We start from the raw sequence: 18,879 nt of genomic DNA, 5'->3' as shown, positions 1-18,879 counted from the left end.
TCGATCTTCCTCAGCTCGCAGATGGAGCCCGAGGACCTCGCGTCGGCAGCGTGTGAGGTCGCCCTGGTGCGAGGCGAACGCGGCATGGCCACCACCGACATCACGTCGAGCGTCGCCGAGATCCTGGGCGGCCATGTGCCGGTGACCCTCGTGCCGGACGCGGGCCACCACATCATGCTCGACCAGCCGATCGCGCTGATCGCCCTGCTGCAGACCCTCATCGGCCAGTGGAGGGCTCCATGAGTGACGAGAAGGTTCTCGAGCGGCTGCTGACCGATCGGTGGAGCTGTCGGGGTTTCACCGACGAGCCCGTCCCGCGTGACGTCATCGAGCGTCTGCTCACCATCGCCCAGCGCACGCCGTCGTGGTGCAACACCCAGCCCTGGAATCTCGTCATCACGTCGGGCGAGGAGACCAGGAAGCTGCGGGAGGCGTTGCTCGACTCGTTCGACTGGTCGGGCAGCGACTTCGAGTTCCCGGTCAGCTACAACGGCATCTACCGGGAGCGTCGCCGTGAGAGCGGTTGGCAGCTGTACGAGGCGGTCGGCGTCGCGAAGGGCGACCGGGAGGCCTCGGCCCTCCAGATGCTGCGCAACTTCGAGTTCTTCGGTGCGCCGCACGTCGCGATCCTCACCACCGACGCCGACCTCGGCGTGTACGGTGCCATCGACTGCGGCCTGTACGTCGACTCGTTCCTCCTCGCCGCACAGGCCTTGGGTCTGGGAGCCTGCGCGCAGGCGGCGCTGGCCGCCGGATCGCCGTTCCTGCGCGACTACTTCGACCTTCCCGACACCCGACGAGTGGTCTGCGGAATCTCGTTCGGGTATGCGGATCCTGACCACCCCACGGCCACATATCGCACGTCGCGCGCCGATCTCGAGGACGTCGTCATCTTCCGCGGCTGACGCCCACTGCAGATCTCCGCAGATCGACACGGTCGGCGACCCATCCGCTCGTCTCGTCGCGGCGAATGACCCACATGCAGACGACGAGCGTGCGCGCCGCTGAGGCGGATCGCGACACCGGGCGGTTCGCGCCCTGGTGGACCGGCGCACTGTCGGGCCTCCTCGCCGCCGCCGCCGGAGTCGCCATGGGCACCGGCTTCGCCGCCCTCTTCACCGGCGTGCCGTCGCCGCTGGTGTCGATCGGCAATCGCGCAATCGACATGACGCCGCGGCCCCTCAAGGAGTTCGCCGTCCGCCAGTTTGGCGAGAACGACAAGCCGGTGCTGATCGGCGGAATGATCGTCACGCTGCTCGGGGTCGCCGCCGTCGCCGGCTGGATCGGCCTTCGCCGTCCCCGCGTCGCGTACGGCATCTTCATCGTCCTCGGACTGCTGGCGCTCGGAGCCGCGGCCCTCGACCGCACGGCCATCGCGTCGCGCGCCCTCACTCTGATCCCGGCGCTCGTCACCCTCGCGGTGAGCCTCGGTGCGCTCGTTGTCCTTCTCCGGGCGCTCGAGCTCGCACCGAAGGCCGGTGACGACGTGTCCAGCGGATTCAACCGTCGCGCCTTCCTCCGGGCGGTTCTCGGTGCGAGCGCCGGGATCGCCCTCGGCGGCGTGGTCGCGAAGTTCCTTGGCCAGAACACTGCCGCAGAGTCGCGGCTCGACGTCTCGCTCCCGCGTCCGGCCGACCCCGCAGCACTGGTCCCCGCCGGCGCCCAGGCGGACGTCAAGGGTGTCAGCAGCTTCATCACGTCCAACCGCGATTTCTACAGAGTCGACACCGCGCTGACCGTGCCGAAGGTGCCGGTCGACGGCTACACGTTGCGCATCCACGGGATGGTCGACAACGAGATCGAGCTCAGCTTCCGCGACCTGCTCAAGGAGCGGCTCGTCGAGCGCCGCATCACGTTGACGTGTGTCTCGAACGAGGTGGGGGGGCCCTACGTCGGCAACGCCGCGTGGCTCGGCGTCCCGGTGCGCGACCTGCTCGCCCGCGCCGGCGTCCAGAGTGGCGCCGACGCCGTCAAGACCACCAGCGCCGACAACATGACGATCGGCACACCGCTCAGCGCGCTCACCGACGAGAACCGCGACGCCCTCATCGCCGTCGGCATGAACGGTGAGCCCCTCCCGCTCGAGCACGGATTCCCGGTGCGAATGGTCACCCCCGGCCTGTATGGCTACGTCTCGGCCACGAAGTGGCTGATCGACATCGAGGTGACGAAGTTCTCCGACTTCAAGGCGTACTGGACGTCCCGCGGGTACGCCGCTCAGGCACCGATCAAGTTCTCCTCGCGCATCGACGTCCCCAAGGGATTCCAGACGTTCGCGCCCGACAAGGTCCGCGTCGGCGGCGTCGCGTGGGCCCAGAACACCGGGATCCAGGCCGTCGAGGTCAGGGTCGACGACGGACCGTGGCAGGACGTCGAGCTGGCCGACGAGGACTCCATCGACACGTGGCGCCAGTGGGCCTGGACGTGGGACGAAGCCACGTCGGGCACCCATCAGCTCACCGTCCGAGCCACCGACCAGGACGGAAACACCCAGACCTCCGACCGCGCCAGAATCGCGCCGGACGGGTCGACCGGATGGCACAGTGTGCAGTTCCGCGTCGAGTAGCACCACCCCAACCAAAGGAGAAGGAAATGCGCACCACCAAAGGCAAGACCCTCGCTGTGGCGGCGGTCGCCTCGTTGTCGCTCTTCGCGGCTGGCTGTGGCTCGGAGGACGAGCCGGCAACCGCCGAGGAGACCACTGAGGCACCGGCCGAAGAAGAATCCACCCTGGTCGGACCCGGCTGCGAGGACTACGCCAGCCAGGTGCCGGACGGCGCCGGCTCGGTCGAGGGCATGGCCCAGGACCCGGTCGCGACGGCCGCGAGCAACAACCCGCTGCTCAAGACCCTCACGGCTGCCGTCAGCGCCAAGCTCAACGAGGACGTCAACCTGGTCGACACGCTCAACGGTGGAGAGTTCACCGTGTTCGCGCCGGTCGACGACGCCTTCGCGAAGCTGCCGAAGAAGACCGTCAAGGCGCTCGGCACCCCCGAGGGCGCTGAGACGCTCACCAGCGTGCTGACCTACCACGTGGTCGCCGGTCAGCTCCCCCCCGACGAGGTTGCCGGCACGCACAAGACCGTCAACGGCGCCGAGCTCACGGTCGAGGGTGAGGGCGACACCATCACCGTCGGTGAGGAGCAGGCCGCCGTCATCTGCGGTGGCGTCAAGACCGCCAACGCGACGGTGTACCTGATCGACACCGTCCTGATGCCGCCCAGCTGAACCTGGCAGCATCTCCACGGCAGGGGCCGGCTCGATTGATCGAGCCGGCCCCCCGCCGTTCCGGGGGATACGCTTCCCGGCGTGGGCGCGATCCATCTCATCCGGCACGGCCAGGCCTCTTGGCACTCCGACGACTACGACGAGCTCTCCGAGCTCGGAACCCGGCAGTCGGCGCTGCTCGGCATGGCTTGGGAGGCGTCCGACTGGGGGCCGACCTCGGCCGTCTCCGGCTCGCTGAAGCGGCACGCCCAGACCGCCATCGCCGCCATCGACGCGAGCGGTCGGGGTGACGACAGTGCAACCTATTGGGACGTCGACGCCGGGTGGGACGAGTACGACCACCGGGCGCTGACCGCCGAGCGGGTCGCCATGACGCCGCGCGAGTTCCAGCCGTTGCTCGAGATGTCCCTGGCCCGATGGATGGACGGCACGCTCGACCACGACGCAGCGTCGTACCCCGACTGGCGCGGCACGGTCGTCGGGTCGTTCGAGCGGGCGCTCACGGCCGCAGGGTCGGGCCAGCACGTCGCGGTCTTCACCTCAGGCGGTCCGATCGCGACCGTGGTCTCGCATCTGCTCTCCGGCGACGACTCACTCTTCATCCGGCTGAACGCGGTGATCGTCAACGCGAGCGTCACGACCATCATCAATGGCAGCACCGGCCCCCGCGTGCTCTCATTCAACGAGCACACCCACCTGCCCCGCGACCTGGTGACGTTCCGCTGACGCTGGGCTGTGTGAATGGCGTCGAGCTCCACCGCACTCAGCAGCGTTTTCGAGCCCAGAAAGCGAACCCCAGCTGCATGATCGCGTCGGGGGTGACCGCCTGCTCGGATGTCTCTGTCGTGGAAAGCTGATCGGTCATGGGAGGCCCCTTCGGAGAACCGGTTTGCCCCGCAACCTACTGTCGTGCCATGGGAAAGAAGGTCCGAATGCGCAAGAACGTGCTCATCACCGGAGCCAGCTCAGGGCTGGGGGCGGGGATGGCCCGCATCCTCGCCGCCAAGGGCCACAACCTGGCGCTGACGGCGCGGCGGGTCGACCGTCTCGACGAGCTGAAGAACGAGCTCGAGAAGAGCCACTCCGACATCGAGGTCGTCGTGCACGGGCTGGACGTCAACGACCACGACCAGGTGTTCGCCGTCTTCAAGCAGGCGATCCGCGACCTCGGCGGCCTCGATCGCGTCATCGTCAACGCCGGGCTCGGCAAGGGCGGGCGCATCGGCACCGGCAAGTTCCACGCCAACAAGCAGACCGCCGAGACGAACTTCGTCGCCGCGCTTGCGCAGTGCGAGGCCGCGATGGAGCACTTCTACGAGCGCAAAGCCGGCCATCTCGTCGTCATCTCCTCGATGTCGGCCATGCGCGGCATGCCGTCGACGATCACCACGTACGCGGCAACCAAGGCTGCGGTGGCCCACCTCGCCGAGGGCATCCGCTCCGACCTCATCAACCGCAAGGGCCTCGACATCAAGGTGACGACCCTGTTCCCCGGCTACATCGCGTCCGAGATGAACGAGGGCGTGGAGCAGGCGCCCAGGTTGATGGTCGACACCGAGACCGGCTGCAAGGCGCTGGTCAAGGCCATCGAGCGCGAGGTCACCGACGCCGCCATCCCGACGTGGCCGTGGGCGCCGCTCGGCCAGGTAATGAAGCACGCGCCGCTCAGCGTTCTTCGCAGGATGGTCTGAGGCTCAACCGCGGCGGGCGCGGAACACCAGATCGTGCCCGTGGGCATCGCCGGCCGGACGTCGGCGCATCTCGCTCACCTCGACGTGCCAGTCCGTAGCGAGGAGGTCGGTCAGCTCGTCGGCGGTGAAGTAGACGTCTGGCCCCTGGTGCCGTCCCGGACCGGTGTGCACCTCGCGAACGTCGTGACCCACCATGAGGAGGAGCCCGCCACTGCGCACGGCGGCGACGAGGCCGCGGAACATCGCGGCCCGCGGACCGGGCGGAAGGTGCATGAAGTGCGCAGCGACGAGGTCGAAGCCCTCGGGCTCGGGCGGCTCGGTGACGAGATCGGTCTGTCGCCACGTGATGCGGTCGGCAAGAGCGGGCGGTGAATGGCGCTCGGCGCGGTCGAGTGCCACCTGCGAGATGTCGGTGCCCACGACCGTCCACCCCCGCTCGGCCAGCCAGATGGCGTCGGCCCCCTCGCCGCACCCCACGTCGAGCGCTCGACCGGGCGGGAGGTCGGCTGCCTCGGCCACCAGCTGCGGATTGGGTCGTCCGCTCCAGATGCGATCAGACTCCCGGTAGCGCTCGTCCCAGGTCTCGGCGGAGGTCAGGTCCATGCTGGTCGACAGCGTCGTAGCCAGGCGTCATATTCCCACTGCGCGAGGAAGTCCGCCGCCGCTTCGTGGCCGCGCTCGACGAGGAGACGCTGCTCCTCCTCGCTGATCGAGAAGTCGACGGCCCCGACGCTGCGGGTGTCGACATAGACGCTGCGGGAGACGTTGCACGGGTCGAGCACGTGCTCGGCCTGGTTGGCCTCGATGGCGGTCTCGATCAGCGCGATGCCCATCGACACGAGGTTGCGCACCCGCTGAGGTGGCGGCTCCTCGCCGATGCCGAGTGCGTCGAGCCGGATGCCGAGCGTCGCCCAGCGGGGCGGCAGGTCGTCGAGGCGGTCGAACGCCGAGATCGGATAGTTGGACAGCAGTCCACCGTCGACCAGGGTCGAGCGTCCGCGGGTGCCGCTGAGCGTGACCGGCTCGAAGAAGTAGGGAATGGACGCCGAGGCCCGCACCGCGTCGGCGACGCTCTGCTCGTCGGGATCGAGGCCGTATTCCGCGTAGTCCCACGGCAGGTAGACCAGTCGCTTGCGCGAGATGTCGCTGGCGGTGACGACGAGCGAGTACTGGTGGTGGATGTGGCCGTCGTCGGCGGGGTCGTCACGCCGCAGGTCGCCGAACGTGTGCACCCCGAGGTCGGCCAGCACGCCACGGACCCAGTCGTGCAGGTAGTCGCCCTCGTAGGCGCCCTGCTCGAGCACGAGGGCGAACGGATCGGTCAGGGCCCCGAGCGGGCCGAGCCAGCTGCCGGGAAAGCCGCGATCGCGGAACTTGCGGTAGTCAATCGTCTTGGCGAGCTCGACGACCTGAGAGAGCGGCTCGCCCGCGGCTTGAAGAGCCGCGATCACGGCCCCGGCCATCGCGCCCGCCGAGGTACCGGCAATGCGCGGAAACGTCCACTGCTCGTCGTCGAAGGCCCAGACTGCGCCGGCCAACGCAATGCCCTTGACACCGCCCCCCTCGAGTACCAGGTCGGCGACGTGGGCGTTGCGCGGATCGGCTTCGGGAGTCATGCACCGACCCTAGGACGGTCTCAGGACAGGGCGTAGTCGGAGATCGGGAAGCGGGCGGCTTCGCGGAAGGCGCCGAGGGTGGAGGTCGGACGCAGCAGCGTCGCCTCGCCGTGCTGGTTGAAGTAGTAGCTGCGCGCGGTGGAGCACGAGCCGAGGGTGAACACCGAGTCGTCGAGGTTGTCCTTCATCCGGGCGAGGAACTCGGCGTTCGCCTCCTCGGTGACCTCGAACTGCGAGGCTCCTTGACGCCTCATCGCCTTGAGCAGCCGCGTCATGTGCTTCATCTGGCTCTCGATGGTGGTGAAGTACGAGAGGCCGGAGTACGAGTACGGGCTGTTGAGGCTGAAGAAGTTGGGGAACTCGGGCACCGTGATGCCCTCGTAGGCCTGGAAGCGGTTCTCGCGCCACCACTTGCCGAGGTTGCGGCCGTCACGTCCGATGACCTCGATGGCCGGGAAGTTCGTGTCCCACAGGTTGAAGCCGGTGGCGAGGACGAGGGTGTCGATCTCGTGACGCACGCCGTGGTCGGTGACGATCGCATCGGGCTCGACGCGGGCGATCGGCGTCGTCTCGAGGTGCACGTGCGGCTGGTTGAAGGTCGGGAAGTAGTCGTTGGAGAAGGTCGGTCGCTTGCACCCGAACGAGTAGTCGGGGGTGAGCTTGCGCCGTGTCTCGGGATCGCGCACCTGCCGGGCCATGTGCTTCTTGGCCACCCGCTCGGCCATCGAGTTGAACGCCTTGAATCGGCGGTACTTCAGCACGCCCGCCACCATGATGACCTCGAGGATGCCCGAGCCGATGCCGCGGGCGATCCGCTGGGTGATGGGTGCCCGCGCGTAGAGGGTCTGCAGGGCCTTCGGCACCGGGCCGTCGGACTTCGGGGTCACCCAGATGGCGGTGCGTTGGAACACGGTGAGCTCGGCGACCTTCGGTGCGATCTCAGGGATGAGTTGAACGGCGGTGGCGCCGGTACCGATGACGGCGGCCCGGCGGCCGGTGAGGTCGAGCTCGTGGTCCCACTTCGTGGTGTGCACGACCGTGCCGTCGAACGTCTCGATGCCGGGGATCTCGGGCATCTTGGGCTGGGACAGGAACCCGGTGGCGGTGAGGAGGTAGTGGGCGGTCAGCGTCTCCCCGTCGTGGAGGTTGACGATCCAGTGCTGCTTCTCCTCGTCCCAGCGGGCACCTTCGACGACGACGCCGAAGCGCATGTGCTTGCGCAGGTCGTACTTGGTGGCCACGTGGTCGCAGTAGGCCTTGAGCTCGGCCCCCGGTGCATAGAGGCGCGACCAGCTCGGATTGGGCTCGAAGGAGTAGGAGTACGTGGCCGACGGGATGTCGACGGCCAGGCCGGGATAGCGGTTGACGTGCCACGTGCCGCCCAGGTCGTCCTCACGCTCGAGGATGACGAGGTCGTCGATGCCGAGGCGTCGCAGCGCGATGGCTGCACCCATCCCCCCGAACCCGGCGCCGACGATGATCGCGTCGTGGGTGTGTCGGTCGGTCTTGCTGGGCATGAGTTCCTCGACTTTCGGATACCGGCGGTATCTGAATAGTGAACACCACCTGCTGCGATGTGACAAGTCGGATGTCACGTATGTCACGTCATTGACGTGCGGCACGATGGGGCCATGACTCTCGAGATCACGGTGCGTGGAACGGCCGAGCAGCGATACGCGGCCGAGCGTGCCACTGTCTCCATGGCTGCCACTCTCGAAGGTGCGGACAAGCAACAGGTCTACGCCGGCGCCGTCTCTGTGCTCGAACCCCTGGTTCAACAGCTGCGTGGACTGGCCGATCGGGGGGCCGTGTCCACCTGGTCCAACGACGAGGTCCGGGTCTTCGGCCATCGGCCCTGGATCGGCGATGGAAAGCGGGGCGAGCTGCTGCACGTCGCGCGGGTCCAGCTCGCAGCCGAGTTCACCGACTTCGAGCGGCTCAGCGGTTTCGTCGACCACTGGGCCGGCAAGGACGGCGTCGAGATCGACGGCATCGCGTGGGACATCACTCCGCGCAATCGGCGCGCCTACGAGGCCGACGTCCGAAAGGCTGCCGTCGACCACGCCATCACCAAGGCGCAGTCCTTTGCGGACGCGGTGCGACGGGGCCGGGTCCTGGCGCTGCAGATCGCCGACCAGGGCATGCTCAACGGCGGTGGCGACCAGCCGCCAACGCCGGTCTTCATGCGGACGGCCGCGAGTGACGAAGGCGCCGCGGAGCTCGACCTGACGCCCAGCGAGATCGTCATCCACGTCGAGGTGGACGCCCGCTTCGAGGCGGATTAGATGTACTCGTCCGGCTCGCGAGGAATCGAAGCTCGTGAACAGCTCAGACCTGCCGGGGTGAGATGACGATCGCCGCGGTGACGGGTGCGGTAGCCGGCCTCGTGATGGGGTACGTGCTGCAGCGCGGGCAGCTCTGCTTCCACTCGACCATCGCGGGCTCGCTGGCTAGGCGCTTCACCTTGGCCCGCGGATGGGCGCTGGGTGTCGCGCTCGGATCGGTCGGTCTGGCGATCCTGTTCACGCTGCCGGGAACCGAGGAGCTGAATCGCGGGCTGGCCTTCCGGCCCGTCGCGAATGTCATCGGCGGCCTGATCTTCGGCGTCGGCATGGTGGTGGCGCAGTCCTGCATATCCGGACTGTTCTTCCGGCTGGGCGCTGGCATGCTCGGAGCGCTCGTCGGACTGACGGGTTGGGGCATGGGCGAGCTGGTCGCCCGAGAGATCACGGTGCCGGGGCCGACACTGCTCTCGGGCGGAGACGGCGCAACCCTGCCCGGCCTGTTCGGACTCCCCCGTCTCCTTGTCGCCGCGGCGGCGCTCGCGATCGTGGCGATCGGCCTTTGGCGTACCGCCCCTCGAGACCGAACGTCCCGCGGTCGCGGCTGGGGGTGGGCGTACGCCGGCATCGGTCTGGGCGTGGCGATCACCGCAGGGTGGACCTTGGCGGCCCTGGGCGACTCGACCTTCGGCCCCAGCTCGGTCGGGGCGGTGAACAGCATCGCGACCGGCTCCCCCAACTACTGGCTCATCGCCTTCCTGCTCGGCATCGTCGGCGGAGCCGTCATCGCTGCGCGGACTGCGGGCGGCTTCCGAGTGCGGGGCGAACGACCCGTGCGCTACGTCCAGCTTGCCGGCGGCGGCTTCCTGCTCGGCGTCGGCGGCTGGATCGCCGGCGGGTGCAACCTCGGACATGGATTGTCGGGCATGGCCCAGCTGAACGTGTCGTCACTCGTCGTGGTGGTCGCCATGGTGGTCGGCGTCGCCGTCGCTCGTCGGATGCGGTCGAGGATTGCCGTGGGTTGACCTGGAAAGGAGAAGGTCCCCGACCAAGCCTAGGAGATTTGGACGACCACCTTCCCGAGGGCGCGACCCTCTCCGACGTGGGCCAGTGCCTGGGGCACCTCCTCGAGGGTGAAGGTGCGGTCGATGTGGATCTGGATGTCGCCGGCGATGCACATCTCGGCGAACGGTTCGAAGGAGGAGGGCCCGGGCTTCACCACCAGTACTCGCAACCGGCGACCGGTCAGTCCTCCGACGACGAACCCCGCGGTGGCGACGCGCAGCAGCGCCCGTGAGGTCCCGCCAACACAGAGGTAGCGGCCACCGCGAGCCACCGCGCGGCGATACGCGAACACCGACCGGTAGGCGACCAGGTCGAGCACGAGGTCGTACTGGTCGCCGCGGGTGTAGTCCTGCTGGTGATGGTCGATCACGTCGTCGGCGCCGAGCGCCCGCATGAAGTCGAGCTTGCCGGCGTTGTCGACCCCCGTCACGTGCGCGGCGGCCCGCTTGGCGAGCTGGATCGCGAACGAACCCGACCCACCGCCGGCCCCGTTGATCAACACCCGTTTTCCCGATGCCGCCGCGGCGGTCCCCTGCAGCGCGATCGGGCCCGCCTGCGGCAAGGTCGACGCCTCGGCGAACGTCAACGCCTCGGGCTTGTGGGACAGCGCGGACTCGGGCGCGACGGCATACTCGGCGAACCCGCCCTTCAGGTCCAGGTTGTCGCCGTACACCTCATCGCCGGGACGGAACCGGGTGACATCGGAGCCGACGGCCTCGACCCGCCCGGCGATGTCGGAGCCCAGCACCCTGCGGGCCGGCCTTCGGAGCCCGCCGATCCGGCCGTACATCGGTTTCCCCAACAGGCATTCCCAGTCGGAGAGGTTCAGCGACGTCGCGCCCACCTTGACGAGAACCTGGTCCGGCTTTGGCGACGGCACCGGCACGTTCTCGACCCTCAGCACGTCGGGCGGGCCGTACCGGTCGTAGGTGACTGCTTTCACATCGAAACCCTAGTGTTCACGCGGTGGCCGCCGTCACACCCGCCGCCTGACCTGCGCAAATGCCGCATCGTCCGTTTGCCACCATCGGATACCGCCGGTATCTTGGCGCCATGTGGACTGAGCTCCGCGCCCGCCTCCAGCAGGTCGTCGCCAACGTACGGCTGCGTCGAGCACCCCGTCTGCTGGACGGGATCAGCGACGTGGCGCGGCGGCTTCCGTCACCCCTACTCCTGCTGCGAGTCAAGCCTGCGCGGCCCCAACTGTCGCGCCTGCGCATCGTGCGGCCCGGCAACAGGCCCATGCGCGTCGTCTTCGAGAAGGCCGTCGTGCACGAGAAGTACAGCCTCCGCGCCCGCCTGCTGCAGCGCGGGGCGCGTCTGTTCGTCAAGCCGCTCATGGCCTGGATGCCGCTCAACGACCGCACCCTGGCCACGCTTCGTCGGATCGACCAGCTCTCCGCCCGCGGACCACGCTCGCGTTACGTCCAGCCCTACCAGTTCGAGCTCGGCGGGGTCCGCGTCGAGTCCATGACCCATCGCTACGGCCCGTCGAGCGACATGACCGTGCTGTACCTGCACGGCGGCGGGTTCTTCTCCTGCGGCATCGAGACCCACCGCCGCGCCTGCGAACGGCTCGCTCTGTACACCGGTGGACAGGTCATCTCCGTCGACTACGTGCAGATGCCCGAGGGCCACGTTGCCGACTCGGTCCAGGACGCGATCTCGGCGTACGAGGCGTTGCTCGAGATGGTCGAGCACCCCGACAAGATCGTCGTGGCCGGCGACTCCGCGGGCGGCTACCTGACGATGAAGATCGCCGAGCTCGCCACCCGCCGCGGTCTCACCCCGCCGGCCGCCGTACTGACGTTCTCGCCCCTGTTGAGCCTCGACTTCGAACGTGACGACAAGGACATCGCCCGCGTCTCGCGGATGCGCGACGCCTACCTTCCCAAGCGGCGAATCGCCCTCGTGCGTGAACGCTGGGTCCCGGAGGGATCGTCGATCGAGGGGTACGCCTCGCCGCTGCTCGCCGCGAAGTACATCAACTCACCCGCGTTCTTCGTCGCTGCCGAGGACGAGCTCCTACGTCCCGAGGTCGAGGCGATGGCGCTGCAGCTGGCCGAGCGCGGCGTCGACGTGGAGACTCATCTATGGCGCGGCCAAGTGCACGCGTTCCCGGTCATGGTCGACGTCATCCCGGAGAGCCGTCAGGCGCTCAAGCTCGCGGCCGACTTCGCCCGCCGCGCTGTCGGCGAGCTCGAGCTCGAACCGGAGGTCGACCCCGACTCGCACGAGGAGCCGCTCGTCGGCGAGATGGTGAGCGACGACAACGTCCCTGAGGGCGGCGAGGACATCATCGACGTCGAGCTCGAGGGCGACACCGGCCGGCGGCGCTGGTTCTTCCAGGCCAGCTGACTACTCCTCCTCGCGGACGTCGCTGAAGCGGAACACCATCAGCGGTCTCTCGATTTTGTTCCGCTGGGTGAATCGCGGGTTCGTGAAGCAGGATTTCTCGGTCGCGTCCGGGATGAACCGGCCGCTGAACGTGACGACCTGTCCAGTCTCGAGGGCGGTGATCCGGTCCAGGAGCGGTCCGGGCTCGATCAGCGTGTTCTCGTCGTCTGCGAAGGAGGGCCGGGTCTCGACCTGGGTGTCCGGTTCGATGTTGATGCCGAGGATCCCACGGCCGTCCCCGTCCGACTCGATCTGATAAACCTCCCCGGTCCAGTTCTGGACCCGACCATCTCCGAGAAGGGCGCAGATCTGCTGGTCCCGGTCTGCGAGCGCGGCATCTCGCTGCAGATCGTGGTTCGCTGCCTCGTACTCGCGACGGGCTTCCTGGATGAGCTCGACGACTGCCCTCTCCTGTCGTGGCTGCTCGCCGAAAGGGCTGGACTGATCGCTTCCGACGTCCGTCAAGAGGGCGATCGCACCGGCGAACAGGACCGCGATCAGCACACCGAGAACGGCCTTGACCCAGGTTGACGTCGACTGGGGAACACTGATCTGCTCGGCGGCGCGCGGGGTTGCCTCGGGCTCCGGACGGGTCGTCTGGCTGACGGCTGCCAGATCACCAGGCACTGCAGTGTCGTCGGTCCATGTCACTCCGTCCCAGTAGCGGATGAGACCTACGTCCCAAGGGTCTGGGTACCACCCCGCCGGTGCGTGCGGACCTGTCATGCTCCATCCCGTTTGTCAGCCCCGTCATCGCCATGGAACCACCGCGAACGGGCTGTGTTCGCGGAATGCGGACGGCCGGGATGGAAAGAAACAAGCAGGCTTGACTGTTTGTGTCGGAAGGCTCATGCTGGTGCGGATGACCACACAGGCAACAGGGGCCGCTCCCGCGCGCACGCCGCAGGGGGAGCGGACGCGCGCGATGCGGCTGCGGCTGCTCGAGGCGACGGTCGACTGCCTCGTCGAGCTCGGATGGGCCGGAACCACCACGACGGTCGTCAGTGAGCGCGCCGGGGTGTCGCGTGGGGCGCAGCTGCACCACTTCCCGAGCAAGCAGGCGCTGGTCGTCGCCGCGGTGGAGCACCTGAGCGAGCGGCGCCGTGACGACATGGTCGCCGCGGCGGCCGACCTGCCCGACCAGGGCCGCACCCGCGCCGTGCTGGACGTGCTGTCCGCGCAGTTCGTCTCTCCGGTCTTCTTCGCCGCCCTCGAGCTGTGGGTCGCCGCGCGCTCCGACGCCGAGCTGCGGTCGGCCGTCGGCCCGCTCGAGCGCCGCATCGGACGCGAGACCCACTCCTACGCGTTGGAGCTGTTCGGGGTCGACGAGTCCCGCGGCGACAACCGCGCCCTGGTGCAGGCCACCCTCGACCTTCTGCGCGGCTTCGGCCTCGCCGCCTCGCTCAGTGACGACAGCCGCCGCCGTGACGCCGTGCTGGACGCCTGGGCCCTCGTTCTCGACGACAAGCTGGAGACTTCATGAGCGACCTTCTCGCCACCGTCATCGCCGACCTCGAGGCCGAGAGCGAGCAGCTCGACTCCTGGGTCGAGTCCCTCGATGCCGACGAGTGGTCCAGCATCACCACCCCGGAGGGCTGGACGATCGCCCACCAGATCGCGCATCTCGCCTGGACCGACGAGGCGTCCGTGACCGCGATCACCGACCCCGAAGCATTCAGCGAGGGCCTGAAGATCGCCGCGGCCAACCCGGCCGGCTACGTCGACGACGCCGCGAACAAGGGGGCGAAGACGCCGCCCGCCGAGCTGCTGCAGAAGTGGCGCGACGGCCGCAAGCGGCTCGCCCGAGAGCTGGCCGCCGTCCCGGACGGCGAGAAGATCGCCTGGTATGGCCCGCCGATGAGCCCGACGTCGATGGCCACCGCGCGGATCATGGAGACCTGGGCACACGGCCACGATGTCGCCGGTGCGCTCGGCATCGTGCCGCCTCAGACCGACCGCTGCAAGCACGTCTGCCACCTCGGCGTGCGCACCCGCGGCTTCGCCTACCTGATGCGCGGCGAGGAGGCGCCGGACGTCGAGGTGCACGTCGCCCTCACCGGACCGAGCGGTGACCTGTGGACCTGGGGATCGCCCGAGGCAGAACAGCGGATCACCGGCTCGGGCTACGACTTCGTGCTCCTGGCCACCCGCCGCCGGCACGTCGAGGACGTCGACGTCCACGCCGAGGGTGACGACGCGGCGTACTGGCTGACGATCATCCAGGCGTTCGCCGGCCTGCCGGGCAACGACCCGCGGCGAGTCTCGGAAGATGCGACATGAGCACTGTGCGGATCGGGAACTGCTCGGGCTACTACGGCGACCGCCTCTCGGCGATGCGCGAGATGCTCGAGGGAGGGGAGCTCGACTACCTCACCGGCGACTACCTGGCCGAGCTGACGATGCTGATCCTCGGGCGCGACCGGATGAAGGACCCGTCGACCGGGTACGCCAAGTCGTTCGTCCAGCAGATGACGGACTGTCTCGCGCTCGCGCATGAGAAGGGCGTCAAGATCGTCACCAATGCCGGCGGACTCAACCCGGCCGGGCTCGCCGAGAAGCTCCGCGAGATCGCGACCGAGCAGGGCGTCGACGTGTCCGTCGCCCACGTCGAGGGCGACGACCTGCGTGAGCGGGCCGAGGAATTCGCGTTCGGCAACGTCCTCACCGCCAACGCCTACCTCGGCGCGTTCGGCATCGCCGAGGCGCTTCGGCAAGGGGCGGACGTCGTCGTCACCGGACGGGTCACCGACGCGTCGGTGGTGGTCGGACCTGCGATCGCTCACCACGACTGGAGCCGCGACGACCTCGACGCCCTCGCCGGCGCGGTCGTCGCGGGGCACGTGATCGAGTGCGGTACCCAAGCCACCGGCGGCAACTTCTCCGGATTCACGGAGATCGACATGAGCACGCCACTTGGGTTCCCGATCGCCGAGGTCGCGGCGGACGGGTCGTGGGTGATCACCAAGCACGACGGCACCGGCGGCGCCGTCACGGTCGACACCGTCACCGCGCAGCTGATGTACGAGGTCGGCGGGCCGGTCTACCTCGGGCCCGATGTCTCGACGCGTCTCGACACCATGACCGTCACCCAGGACGGGCCCGACCGCGTCGCCATCGCCGGAGTCGTCGGTGCGGAGCCGCCGTCCACCACGAAGATCTGTCTCAACACCGTCGGCGGGTTCCGCAACAGCGTGGAGTTCCTGCTCACCGGCCTCGACATCGCGCAGAAGGCCGAGCTGGTGAAGGCCCAGATGGAGGCGGCGTTCGATGCCGGCACCAGGCCCGACGTCGTCGAGTGGAAGCTCGACCGCACGGACGTTCCCGACCCGGAAACCGAAGCCGCCGGCACGTCTCTGCTGCAGTGCCACGTGCGCAGCAACGAGCCGGATCCTGTCGGTCGCTCGTTCAGCGACGCCGCGATCCAGATCGCGCTCGCGTCGTATCCCGGCTTCAGCGTCACCCGTCCGCCGGCCAAGGGCACGCCGTTCGGCGTGTATCGCCCGGCATACGTCCCGCAGACAGAGGTGCCGCACGTCGTGGTGCTCGCCGACGGCACTCGCATCGACATCGAGCCGCCGAAGGACACCACTGATGAGCACGAGGCTCGCGGCGTGGGCGTCACCCTCTCGGAGGAGTGGGTCGACGAGACCGTCCGCGTCCCGCTCGGTCGCCTGGTGCATGCACGATCCGGCGACAAGGGTGGCGATGCGAACCTCGGCGTCTGGATCCCCGCCGACCACCCCGACCGCGATGCGGCGTTCGCCTGGCTGGCGGCCTTCCTCGACGAGGACACCGTGCGCGACCTGCTGCCCGAGGCGGCGACGCTGGACGTCGAGATCCATCCGCTGCCGCACCTCGCGGCCGTCAACGTCGTTATTCACGGACTGCTCGGCGAGGGAGTCTCCTCGTCGACCCGGCTCGACCCCCAGGCCAAAGGACTTGGCGAGTGGCTGCGTGCCCGCGACGCCGCCGTCCCGACCGCCCTGCTGCCCGAGAAGGGAGTCACTTCATGACCATCTTCGACACTCCCGAACGCCTGACGCTTCGTGAGAGCGCGCGGCGTTTCACCGAGCGCGAGATCGCGCCGAACATCGCCCAGTGGGAGGACGACGGAAAGCTGCCGCGCGAGCTGCACGCCAGCGCGGCGAAGGCCGGCCTCATGGGCGTCGCCTTCCCCGAGGAGGTCGGGGGCCAGGGAGGGAACCTCGTCGACGCGGCGGTCGTCACCGAGGGTGTGCTCGATGGCGGCGGCTCCACCGGGCTCCTCGCCTCGCTCTTCACCCATGGCATCGCGATCCCGCACATCGTCCAGAGCGCCAACTCAGACCTGATCGACCGTTACGTCCGGCCGACGCTGGCCGGCGAGATGATCGGCTCGCTCGGCATCACCGAGCCCGGTGCCGGGTCCGACGTAGCCAATCTCCGCACCCGGGCCGAGCGAGACGGCGACCAGTACGTCGTCAACGGCGCCAAGACGTTCATCACGTCGGGCGTGCGGGCCGACTTCGTCACCACCGCGGTGCGCACGGGCGGCGACGGGTACGGCGGCATCAGCCTGCTCGTGATCGACAAGGAGACGCCTGGCTTCACGGTGGCGCGGCCGCTTCGCAAGATGGGATGGCACTGCTCCGACACAGCCGAGCTGGCCTTCGACGACGTCCGGGTGCCCGCCGAGAACCTCGTGGGGGAGGAGAACGGCGGATTCGTGCTGATCATGCAGCAGTTCGTCAACGAGCGGCTCGGCCTCGCCATGCAGGGCGTCGCCACCGCCCAGCGGGCGCTCGTGCTCGCCGCGCAGTACTCCAAGGAGCGTGAGACGTTCGGCAAGCCGTTGGCGTCGCGGCAGGTCATCCGCCACAAGCTCGTCGACATGCACCGCCGCACCGCCGCGGCCCGGGCCTACACGGCGCAGGCGTACGAGCAGGCGGTGAACGGATCGACCACCGACCCTGCCGTCATCGCCGACGCCGTGCTCGCCAAGCGCCAGGCCGTCGACGCCTGCGAGTTCGTGGTGCACGAGGCCGTGCAGATCTTCGGCGGCATGGGCTACATGCGCGAGTCCGAGGTCGAGCGCCACTACCGCGACGCCCGCATCCTCGGCATCGGCGGCGGTGCGAACGAAGTCCTCAACGACCTGGCCGCGAAGATCCTGGGGTACGCATGATTTCCCCACGGAACTGCTCGCCCGTGACGCGACCCCGAAGCACCGGTTTCGAGAGCTCGCACTTCCGAGGGGGCCCCGAATGACAACGACCGTCGACACCACGTCGGAGACGTACCGCGCCAACCGGGAGGCGATGCTGGAGCGCGTCGCCGACCTCGCCGAGCAGAACGCCAAGGCACTCGAAGGCGGCGGCGAGCGCTACGTGACGCGTCACCACGAGCGCGGCAAGCTCACCGCTCGCGAGCGCATCGAGCTGCTGCTCGACCCGGACACCCCGTTCCTCGAGCTGTCGCCGCTGGCGGCGTGGGGCACGGACTTCACCGTGGGCGCGTCCGTCGTCACCGGCATCGGTGTCGTCGAGGGCGTCGAGTGCATGATCGTCGCCAACGACCCGACGGTGAAGGGCGGCACGTCGAACCCGAGCACCCTGAAGAAGGGCTTCCGGGCCGCACAGATCGCGGGGGAGAACGGGCTGCCCAGCATCCAGCTCGTCGAGAGCGGCGGCGCGGACCTGCCGACGCAGAAGGACATCTTCATCCCCGGCGGGGCGTCGTTCCGCAACATCACGCGCGCGAGCGCGGCCAAGCGCCCGACCGTTGCGCTCGTCTTCGGCAACTCCACCGCCGGCGGCGCGTACATCCCGGGCATGAGCGACTACGTCGTCATGGTGAAGGAGGGCGCCAAGGTGTTCCTCGGCGGACCGCCGCTGGTCAAGATGGCGACCGGTGAGGAGTCCGACGACGAGTCGCTCGGTGGCGCCGAGATGCACGCCCGCACGTCCGGCCTGGCCGACTACCTCGCCGTCGACGAGCGCGACGCCATCCGGCTCGGCCGCCAGATCATGCGGCGCATCAACTGGCGCAAGGAAGGCCGGGCTCCCGCGACGGAATTCGCCGAGCCGCGGTACGACGCCGAGGAGCTGCTCGGCATCGTCTCGACCGACCTCAAGGTGCCGTTCGACCCACGCGAGGTGATCGCGCGCATCGTCGACGGGAGCGAGTTCGACGAGTTCAAGCCGCTGTACGGCACGAGTCTGGTCACCGGGTTCGCCCAGCTGCACGGATACCCGATCGGCATCCTCGCCAACGCGCAGGGCGTGCTGTTCAGCGAGGACTCGCAGAAGGCCGCCCAGTTCATCCAGCTCGCCAACCAGATCGACACCCCGCTGCTGTTCCTGCACAACACCACTGGCTACATGGTCGGCGCCGAGTACGAGCAGAAGGGCATCATCAAGCACGGCGCCCAGATGGTGAACGCGGTGTCCAACTCCAAGGTCCCGCACATCTCGATCGTCATCGGCGGGTCGTACGGGGCCGGCAACTACGGCATGAGCGGACGGGCGTACGACCCGCGGTTCATGTTCAGCTGGCCCAACGCGAAGTCGGCGGTCATGGGCCCGGCGCAGCTGGCCGGCGTCATCTCGATCGTCGCGCGTG

At 68.7% G+C, this 18,879-nt stretch carries 19 protein-coding genes and 1 pseudogene; 14 read left to right on the top strand and 6 right to left on the bottom strand.

What is annotated here, in order from left to right:
• The 6 genes from ACRDPN_RS07860 to ACRDPN_RS07835 all read left to right on the top strand — a co-directional run.
• Window positions 1-243 (top strand): hypothetical protein (locus ACRDPN_RS07860; protein ID WP_431446841.1); only part of this gene is annotated, 243 nt, incomplete at its 5' end.
• Entirely contained in the window at window positions 240-905 is a 666-nt protein-coding gene (locus tag ACRDPN_RS07855) for a nitroreductase (protein WP_431446840.1), read from the top strand. The genes ACRDPN_RS07860 and ACRDPN_RS07855, both read left to right, overlap by 4 nt.
• Before the next feature lie 74 nt (window positions 906-979).
• A complete protein-coding gene (locus ACRDPN_RS07850; RefSeq protein WP_431446839.1) occupies window positions 980-2,566 on the top strand; it encodes a molybdopterin-dependent oxidoreductase in 1,587 nt (528 codons plus the stop codon).
• Window positions 2,567-2,592: 26 nt separating this feature from the next.
• A complete protein-coding gene (locus ACRDPN_RS07845) occupies window positions 2,593-3,228 on the top strand; it encodes a fasciclin domain-containing protein (protein ID WP_431446838.1) in 636 nt (211 codons plus the stop codon).
• 81 nt (window positions 3,229-3,309) lie between these two features.
• Window positions 3,310-3,954: a histidine phosphatase family protein gene (locus ACRDPN_RS07840; protein ID WP_431446837.1), complete on the top strand. Its 645-nt coding sequence runs from the start codon at window positions 3,310-3,312 to the stop codon at window positions 3,952-3,954.
• 188 nt (window positions 3,955-4,142) lie between these two features.
• Window positions 4,143-4,919 (top strand): SDR family oxidoreductase, encoded by a 777-nt coding sequence (locus ACRDPN_RS07835; protein WP_431446836.1) that lies wholly within the window; start codon window positions 4,143-4,145, stop codon window positions 4,917-4,919.
• 3 nt (window positions 4,920-4,922) lie between these two features.
• On the opposite strand, the gene ACRDPN_RS07830 is transcribed toward ACRDPN_RS07835, so the two are convergent.
• Genes ACRDPN_RS07830 through ACRDPN_RS07820 form a run of 3 tightly spaced genes read right to left on the bottom strand, consistent with a single transcriptional unit; the run spans window position 4,923 to window position 8,052 of the window.
• Window positions 4,923-5,522 (bottom strand): class I SAM-dependent methyltransferase, encoded by a 600-nt coding sequence (locus ACRDPN_RS07830; protein WP_431446835.1) that lies wholly within the window; start codon window positions 5,520-5,522, stop codon window positions 4,923-4,925.
• The gene (locus ACRDPN_RS07825; protein WP_431446834.1) at window positions 5,513-6,535 is read right to left on the bottom strand and encodes a patatin-like phospholipase family protein; all 1,023 of its coding nucleotides are present in this window, start codon (window positions 6,533-6,535) and stop codon (window positions 5,513-5,515) included. The genes ACRDPN_RS07830 and ACRDPN_RS07825 overlap by 10 nt, the downstream gene beginning before the upstream one ends.
• 20 nt (window positions 6,536-6,555) lie before the next feature.
• Window positions 6,556-8,052, bottom strand: a complete 1,497-nt coding sequence (locus tag ACRDPN_RS07820) for a flavin-containing monooxygenase (RefSeq protein WP_431446832.1) — start codon at window positions 8,050-8,052, stop codon at window positions 6,556-6,558.
• A gap of 114 nt (window positions 8,053-8,166) precedes the next feature.
• Here ACRDPN_RS07820 and ACRDPN_RS07815 point away from each other — a divergent pair, with 114 nt between their 5' ends.
• Window positions 8,167-8,820, top strand: coding sequence for an SIMPL domain-containing protein (locus tag ACRDPN_RS07815; protein ID WP_431446831.1), 654 nt, complete (start codon window positions 8,167-8,169; stop codon window positions 8,818-8,820).
• 77 nt (window positions 8,821-8,897) lie between these two features.
• The gene (locus ACRDPN_RS07810; RefSeq protein WP_431446830.1) at window positions 8,898-9,842 is read left to right on the top strand and encodes a YeeE/YedE thiosulfate transporter family protein; all 945 of its coding nucleotides are present in this window, start codon (window positions 8,898-8,900) and stop codon (window positions 9,840-9,842) included.
• A 29-nt stretch (window positions 9,843-9,871) separates the two neighbouring features.
• Here the strand turns inward: ACRDPN_RS07810 and ACRDPN_RS07805 are convergent, their stop codons facing one another.
• Window positions 9,872-10,825: an NAD(P)-dependent alcohol dehydrogenase gene (locus tag ACRDPN_RS07805; RefSeq protein WP_431446829.1), complete on the bottom strand. Its 954-nt coding sequence runs from the start codon at window positions 10,823-10,825 to the stop codon at window positions 9,872-9,874.
• A 110-nt stretch (window positions 10,826-10,935) separates the two neighbouring features.
• Between ACRDPN_RS07805 and ACRDPN_RS07800 the strand changes: the two genes are divergently transcribed.
• Window positions 10,936-12,240 (top strand): alpha/beta hydrolase, encoded by a 1,305-nt coding sequence (locus tag ACRDPN_RS07800; RefSeq protein ID WP_431446828.1) that lies wholly within the window; start codon window positions 10,936-10,938, stop codon window positions 12,238-12,240.
• On the opposite strand, the gene ACRDPN_RS07795 is transcribed toward ACRDPN_RS07800, so the two are convergent.
• Together ACRDPN_RS07795 and ACRDPN_RS07790 are read right to left on the bottom strand one after the other, a co-directional pair.
• Window positions 12,241-12,906 (bottom strand): hypothetical protein, encoded by a 666-nt coding sequence (locus ACRDPN_RS07795; protein ID WP_431446842.1) that lies wholly within the window; start codon window positions 12,904-12,906, stop codon window positions 12,241-12,243.
• A gap of 6 nt (window positions 12,907-12,912) precedes the next feature.
• Window positions 12,913-13,005, bottom strand: a pseudogene (locus ACRDPN_RS07790) (DUF2510 domain-containing protein); the annotation flags it as partial.
• A gap of 136 nt (window positions 13,006-13,141) precedes the next feature.
• Here ACRDPN_RS07790 and ACRDPN_RS07785 point away from each other — a divergent pair.
• From ACRDPN_RS07785 to ACRDPN_RS07765, 5 genes are all read left to right on the top strand, one after another.
• Window positions 13,142-13,762, top strand: a complete 621-nt coding sequence (locus ACRDPN_RS07785) for a TetR/AcrR family transcriptional regulator (RefSeq protein ID WP_431446826.1) — start codon at window positions 13,142-13,144, stop codon at window positions 13,760-13,762.
• Window positions 13,759-14,559, top strand: a complete 801-nt coding sequence (locus ACRDPN_RS07780) for a TIGR03084 family metal-binding protein (protein WP_431446825.1) — start codon at window positions 13,759-13,761, stop codon at window positions 14,557-14,559. Before ACRDPN_RS07785 ends, ACRDPN_RS07780 begins: the two co-directional genes overlap by 4 nt.
• Window positions 14,556-16,292 carry an acyclic terpene utilization AtuA family protein gene (locus ACRDPN_RS07775; RefSeq protein WP_431446824.1) on the top strand — a complete coding sequence of 579 codons (1,737 nt, stop codon included), beginning with the start codon at window positions 14,556-14,558 and terminating at the stop codon, window positions 16,290-16,292. The genes ACRDPN_RS07780 and ACRDPN_RS07775 overlap by 4 nt, the downstream gene beginning before the upstream one ends.
• Window positions 16,289-17,443: an acyl-CoA dehydrogenase family protein gene (locus ACRDPN_RS07770; protein WP_431446823.1), complete on the top strand. Its 1,155-nt coding sequence runs from the start codon at window positions 16,289-16,291 to the stop codon at window positions 17,441-17,443. Before ACRDPN_RS07775 ends, ACRDPN_RS07770 begins: the two co-directional genes overlap by 4 nt.
• Before the next feature lie 79 nt (window positions 17,444-17,522).
• Window positions 17,523-18,879, top strand: a 1,357-nt coding sequence (locus tag ACRDPN_RS07765) for an acyl-CoA carboxylase subunit beta (RefSeq protein WP_431446821.1), incomplete at its 3' end; no start/stop codon positions are given.

This window comes from Aeromicrobium sp. (assembly GCF_050700635.1).
In the GTDB taxonomy this organism is placed as follows: Bacteria; Actinomycetota; Actinomycetes; order Propionibacteriales; family Nocardioidaceae; genus Aeromicrobium.
The sequence above is the reverse complement of the archived record's forward strand: the minus strand, read 5'-3'. Positions and strand labels throughout refer to the sequence as shown.

Coding starts and splice junctions, on each gene's coding strand:
- ACRDPN_RS07845 (WP_431446838.1), top strand. CDS start 2,593: ATGCGCACCACCAAAGGCAAGACCCTCGCTGTGGCGGCGGTCGCCTCG.
- ACRDPN_RS07800 (WP_431446828.1), top strand. CDS start 10,936: ATGTGGACTGAGCTCCGCGCCCGCCTCCAGCAGGTCGTCGCCAACGTA.
- ACRDPN_RS07775 (WP_431446824.1), top strand. CDS start 14,556: ATGAGCACTGTGCGGATCGGGAACTGCTCGGGCTACTACGGCGACCGC.
- ACRDPN_RS07770 (WP_431446823.1), top strand. CDS start 16,289: ATGACCATCTTCGACACTCCCGAACGCCTGACGCTTCGTGAGAGCGCG.
- ACRDPN_RS07815 (WP_431446831.1), top strand. CDS start 8,167: ATGACTCTCGAGATCACGGTGCGTGGAACGGCCGAGCAGCGATACGCG.
- ACRDPN_RS07785 (WP_431446826.1), top strand. CDS start 13,142: ATGACCACACAGGCAACAGGGGCCGCTCCCGCGCGCACGCCGCAGGGG.
- ACRDPN_RS07780 (WP_431446825.1), top strand. CDS start 13,759: ATGAGCGACCTTCTCGCCACCGTCATCGCCGACCTCGAGGCCGAGAGC.
- ACRDPN_RS07835 (WP_431446836.1), top strand. CDS start 4,143: ATGGGAAAGAAGGTCCGAATGCGCAAGAACGTGCTCATCACCGGAGCC.
- ACRDPN_RS07820 (WP_431446832.1), bottom strand. CDS start 8,052: ATGCCCAGCAAGACCGACCGACACACCCACGACGCGATCATCGTCGGC.
- ACRDPN_RS07830 (WP_431446835.1), bottom strand. CDS start 5,522: ATGGACCTGACCTCCGCCGAGACCTGGGACGAGCGCTACCGGGAGTCT.
- ACRDPN_RS07850 (WP_431446839.1), top strand. CDS start 980: ATGCAGACGACGAGCGTGCGCGCCGCTGAGGCGGATCGCGACACCGGG.
- ACRDPN_RS07855 (WP_431446840.1), top strand. CDS start 240: ATGAGTGACGAGAAGGTTCTCGAGCGGCTGCTGACCGATCGGTGGAGC.
- ACRDPN_RS07825 (WP_431446834.1), bottom strand. CDS start 6,535: ATGACTCCCGAAGCCGATCCGCGCAACGCCCACGTCGCCGACCTGGTA.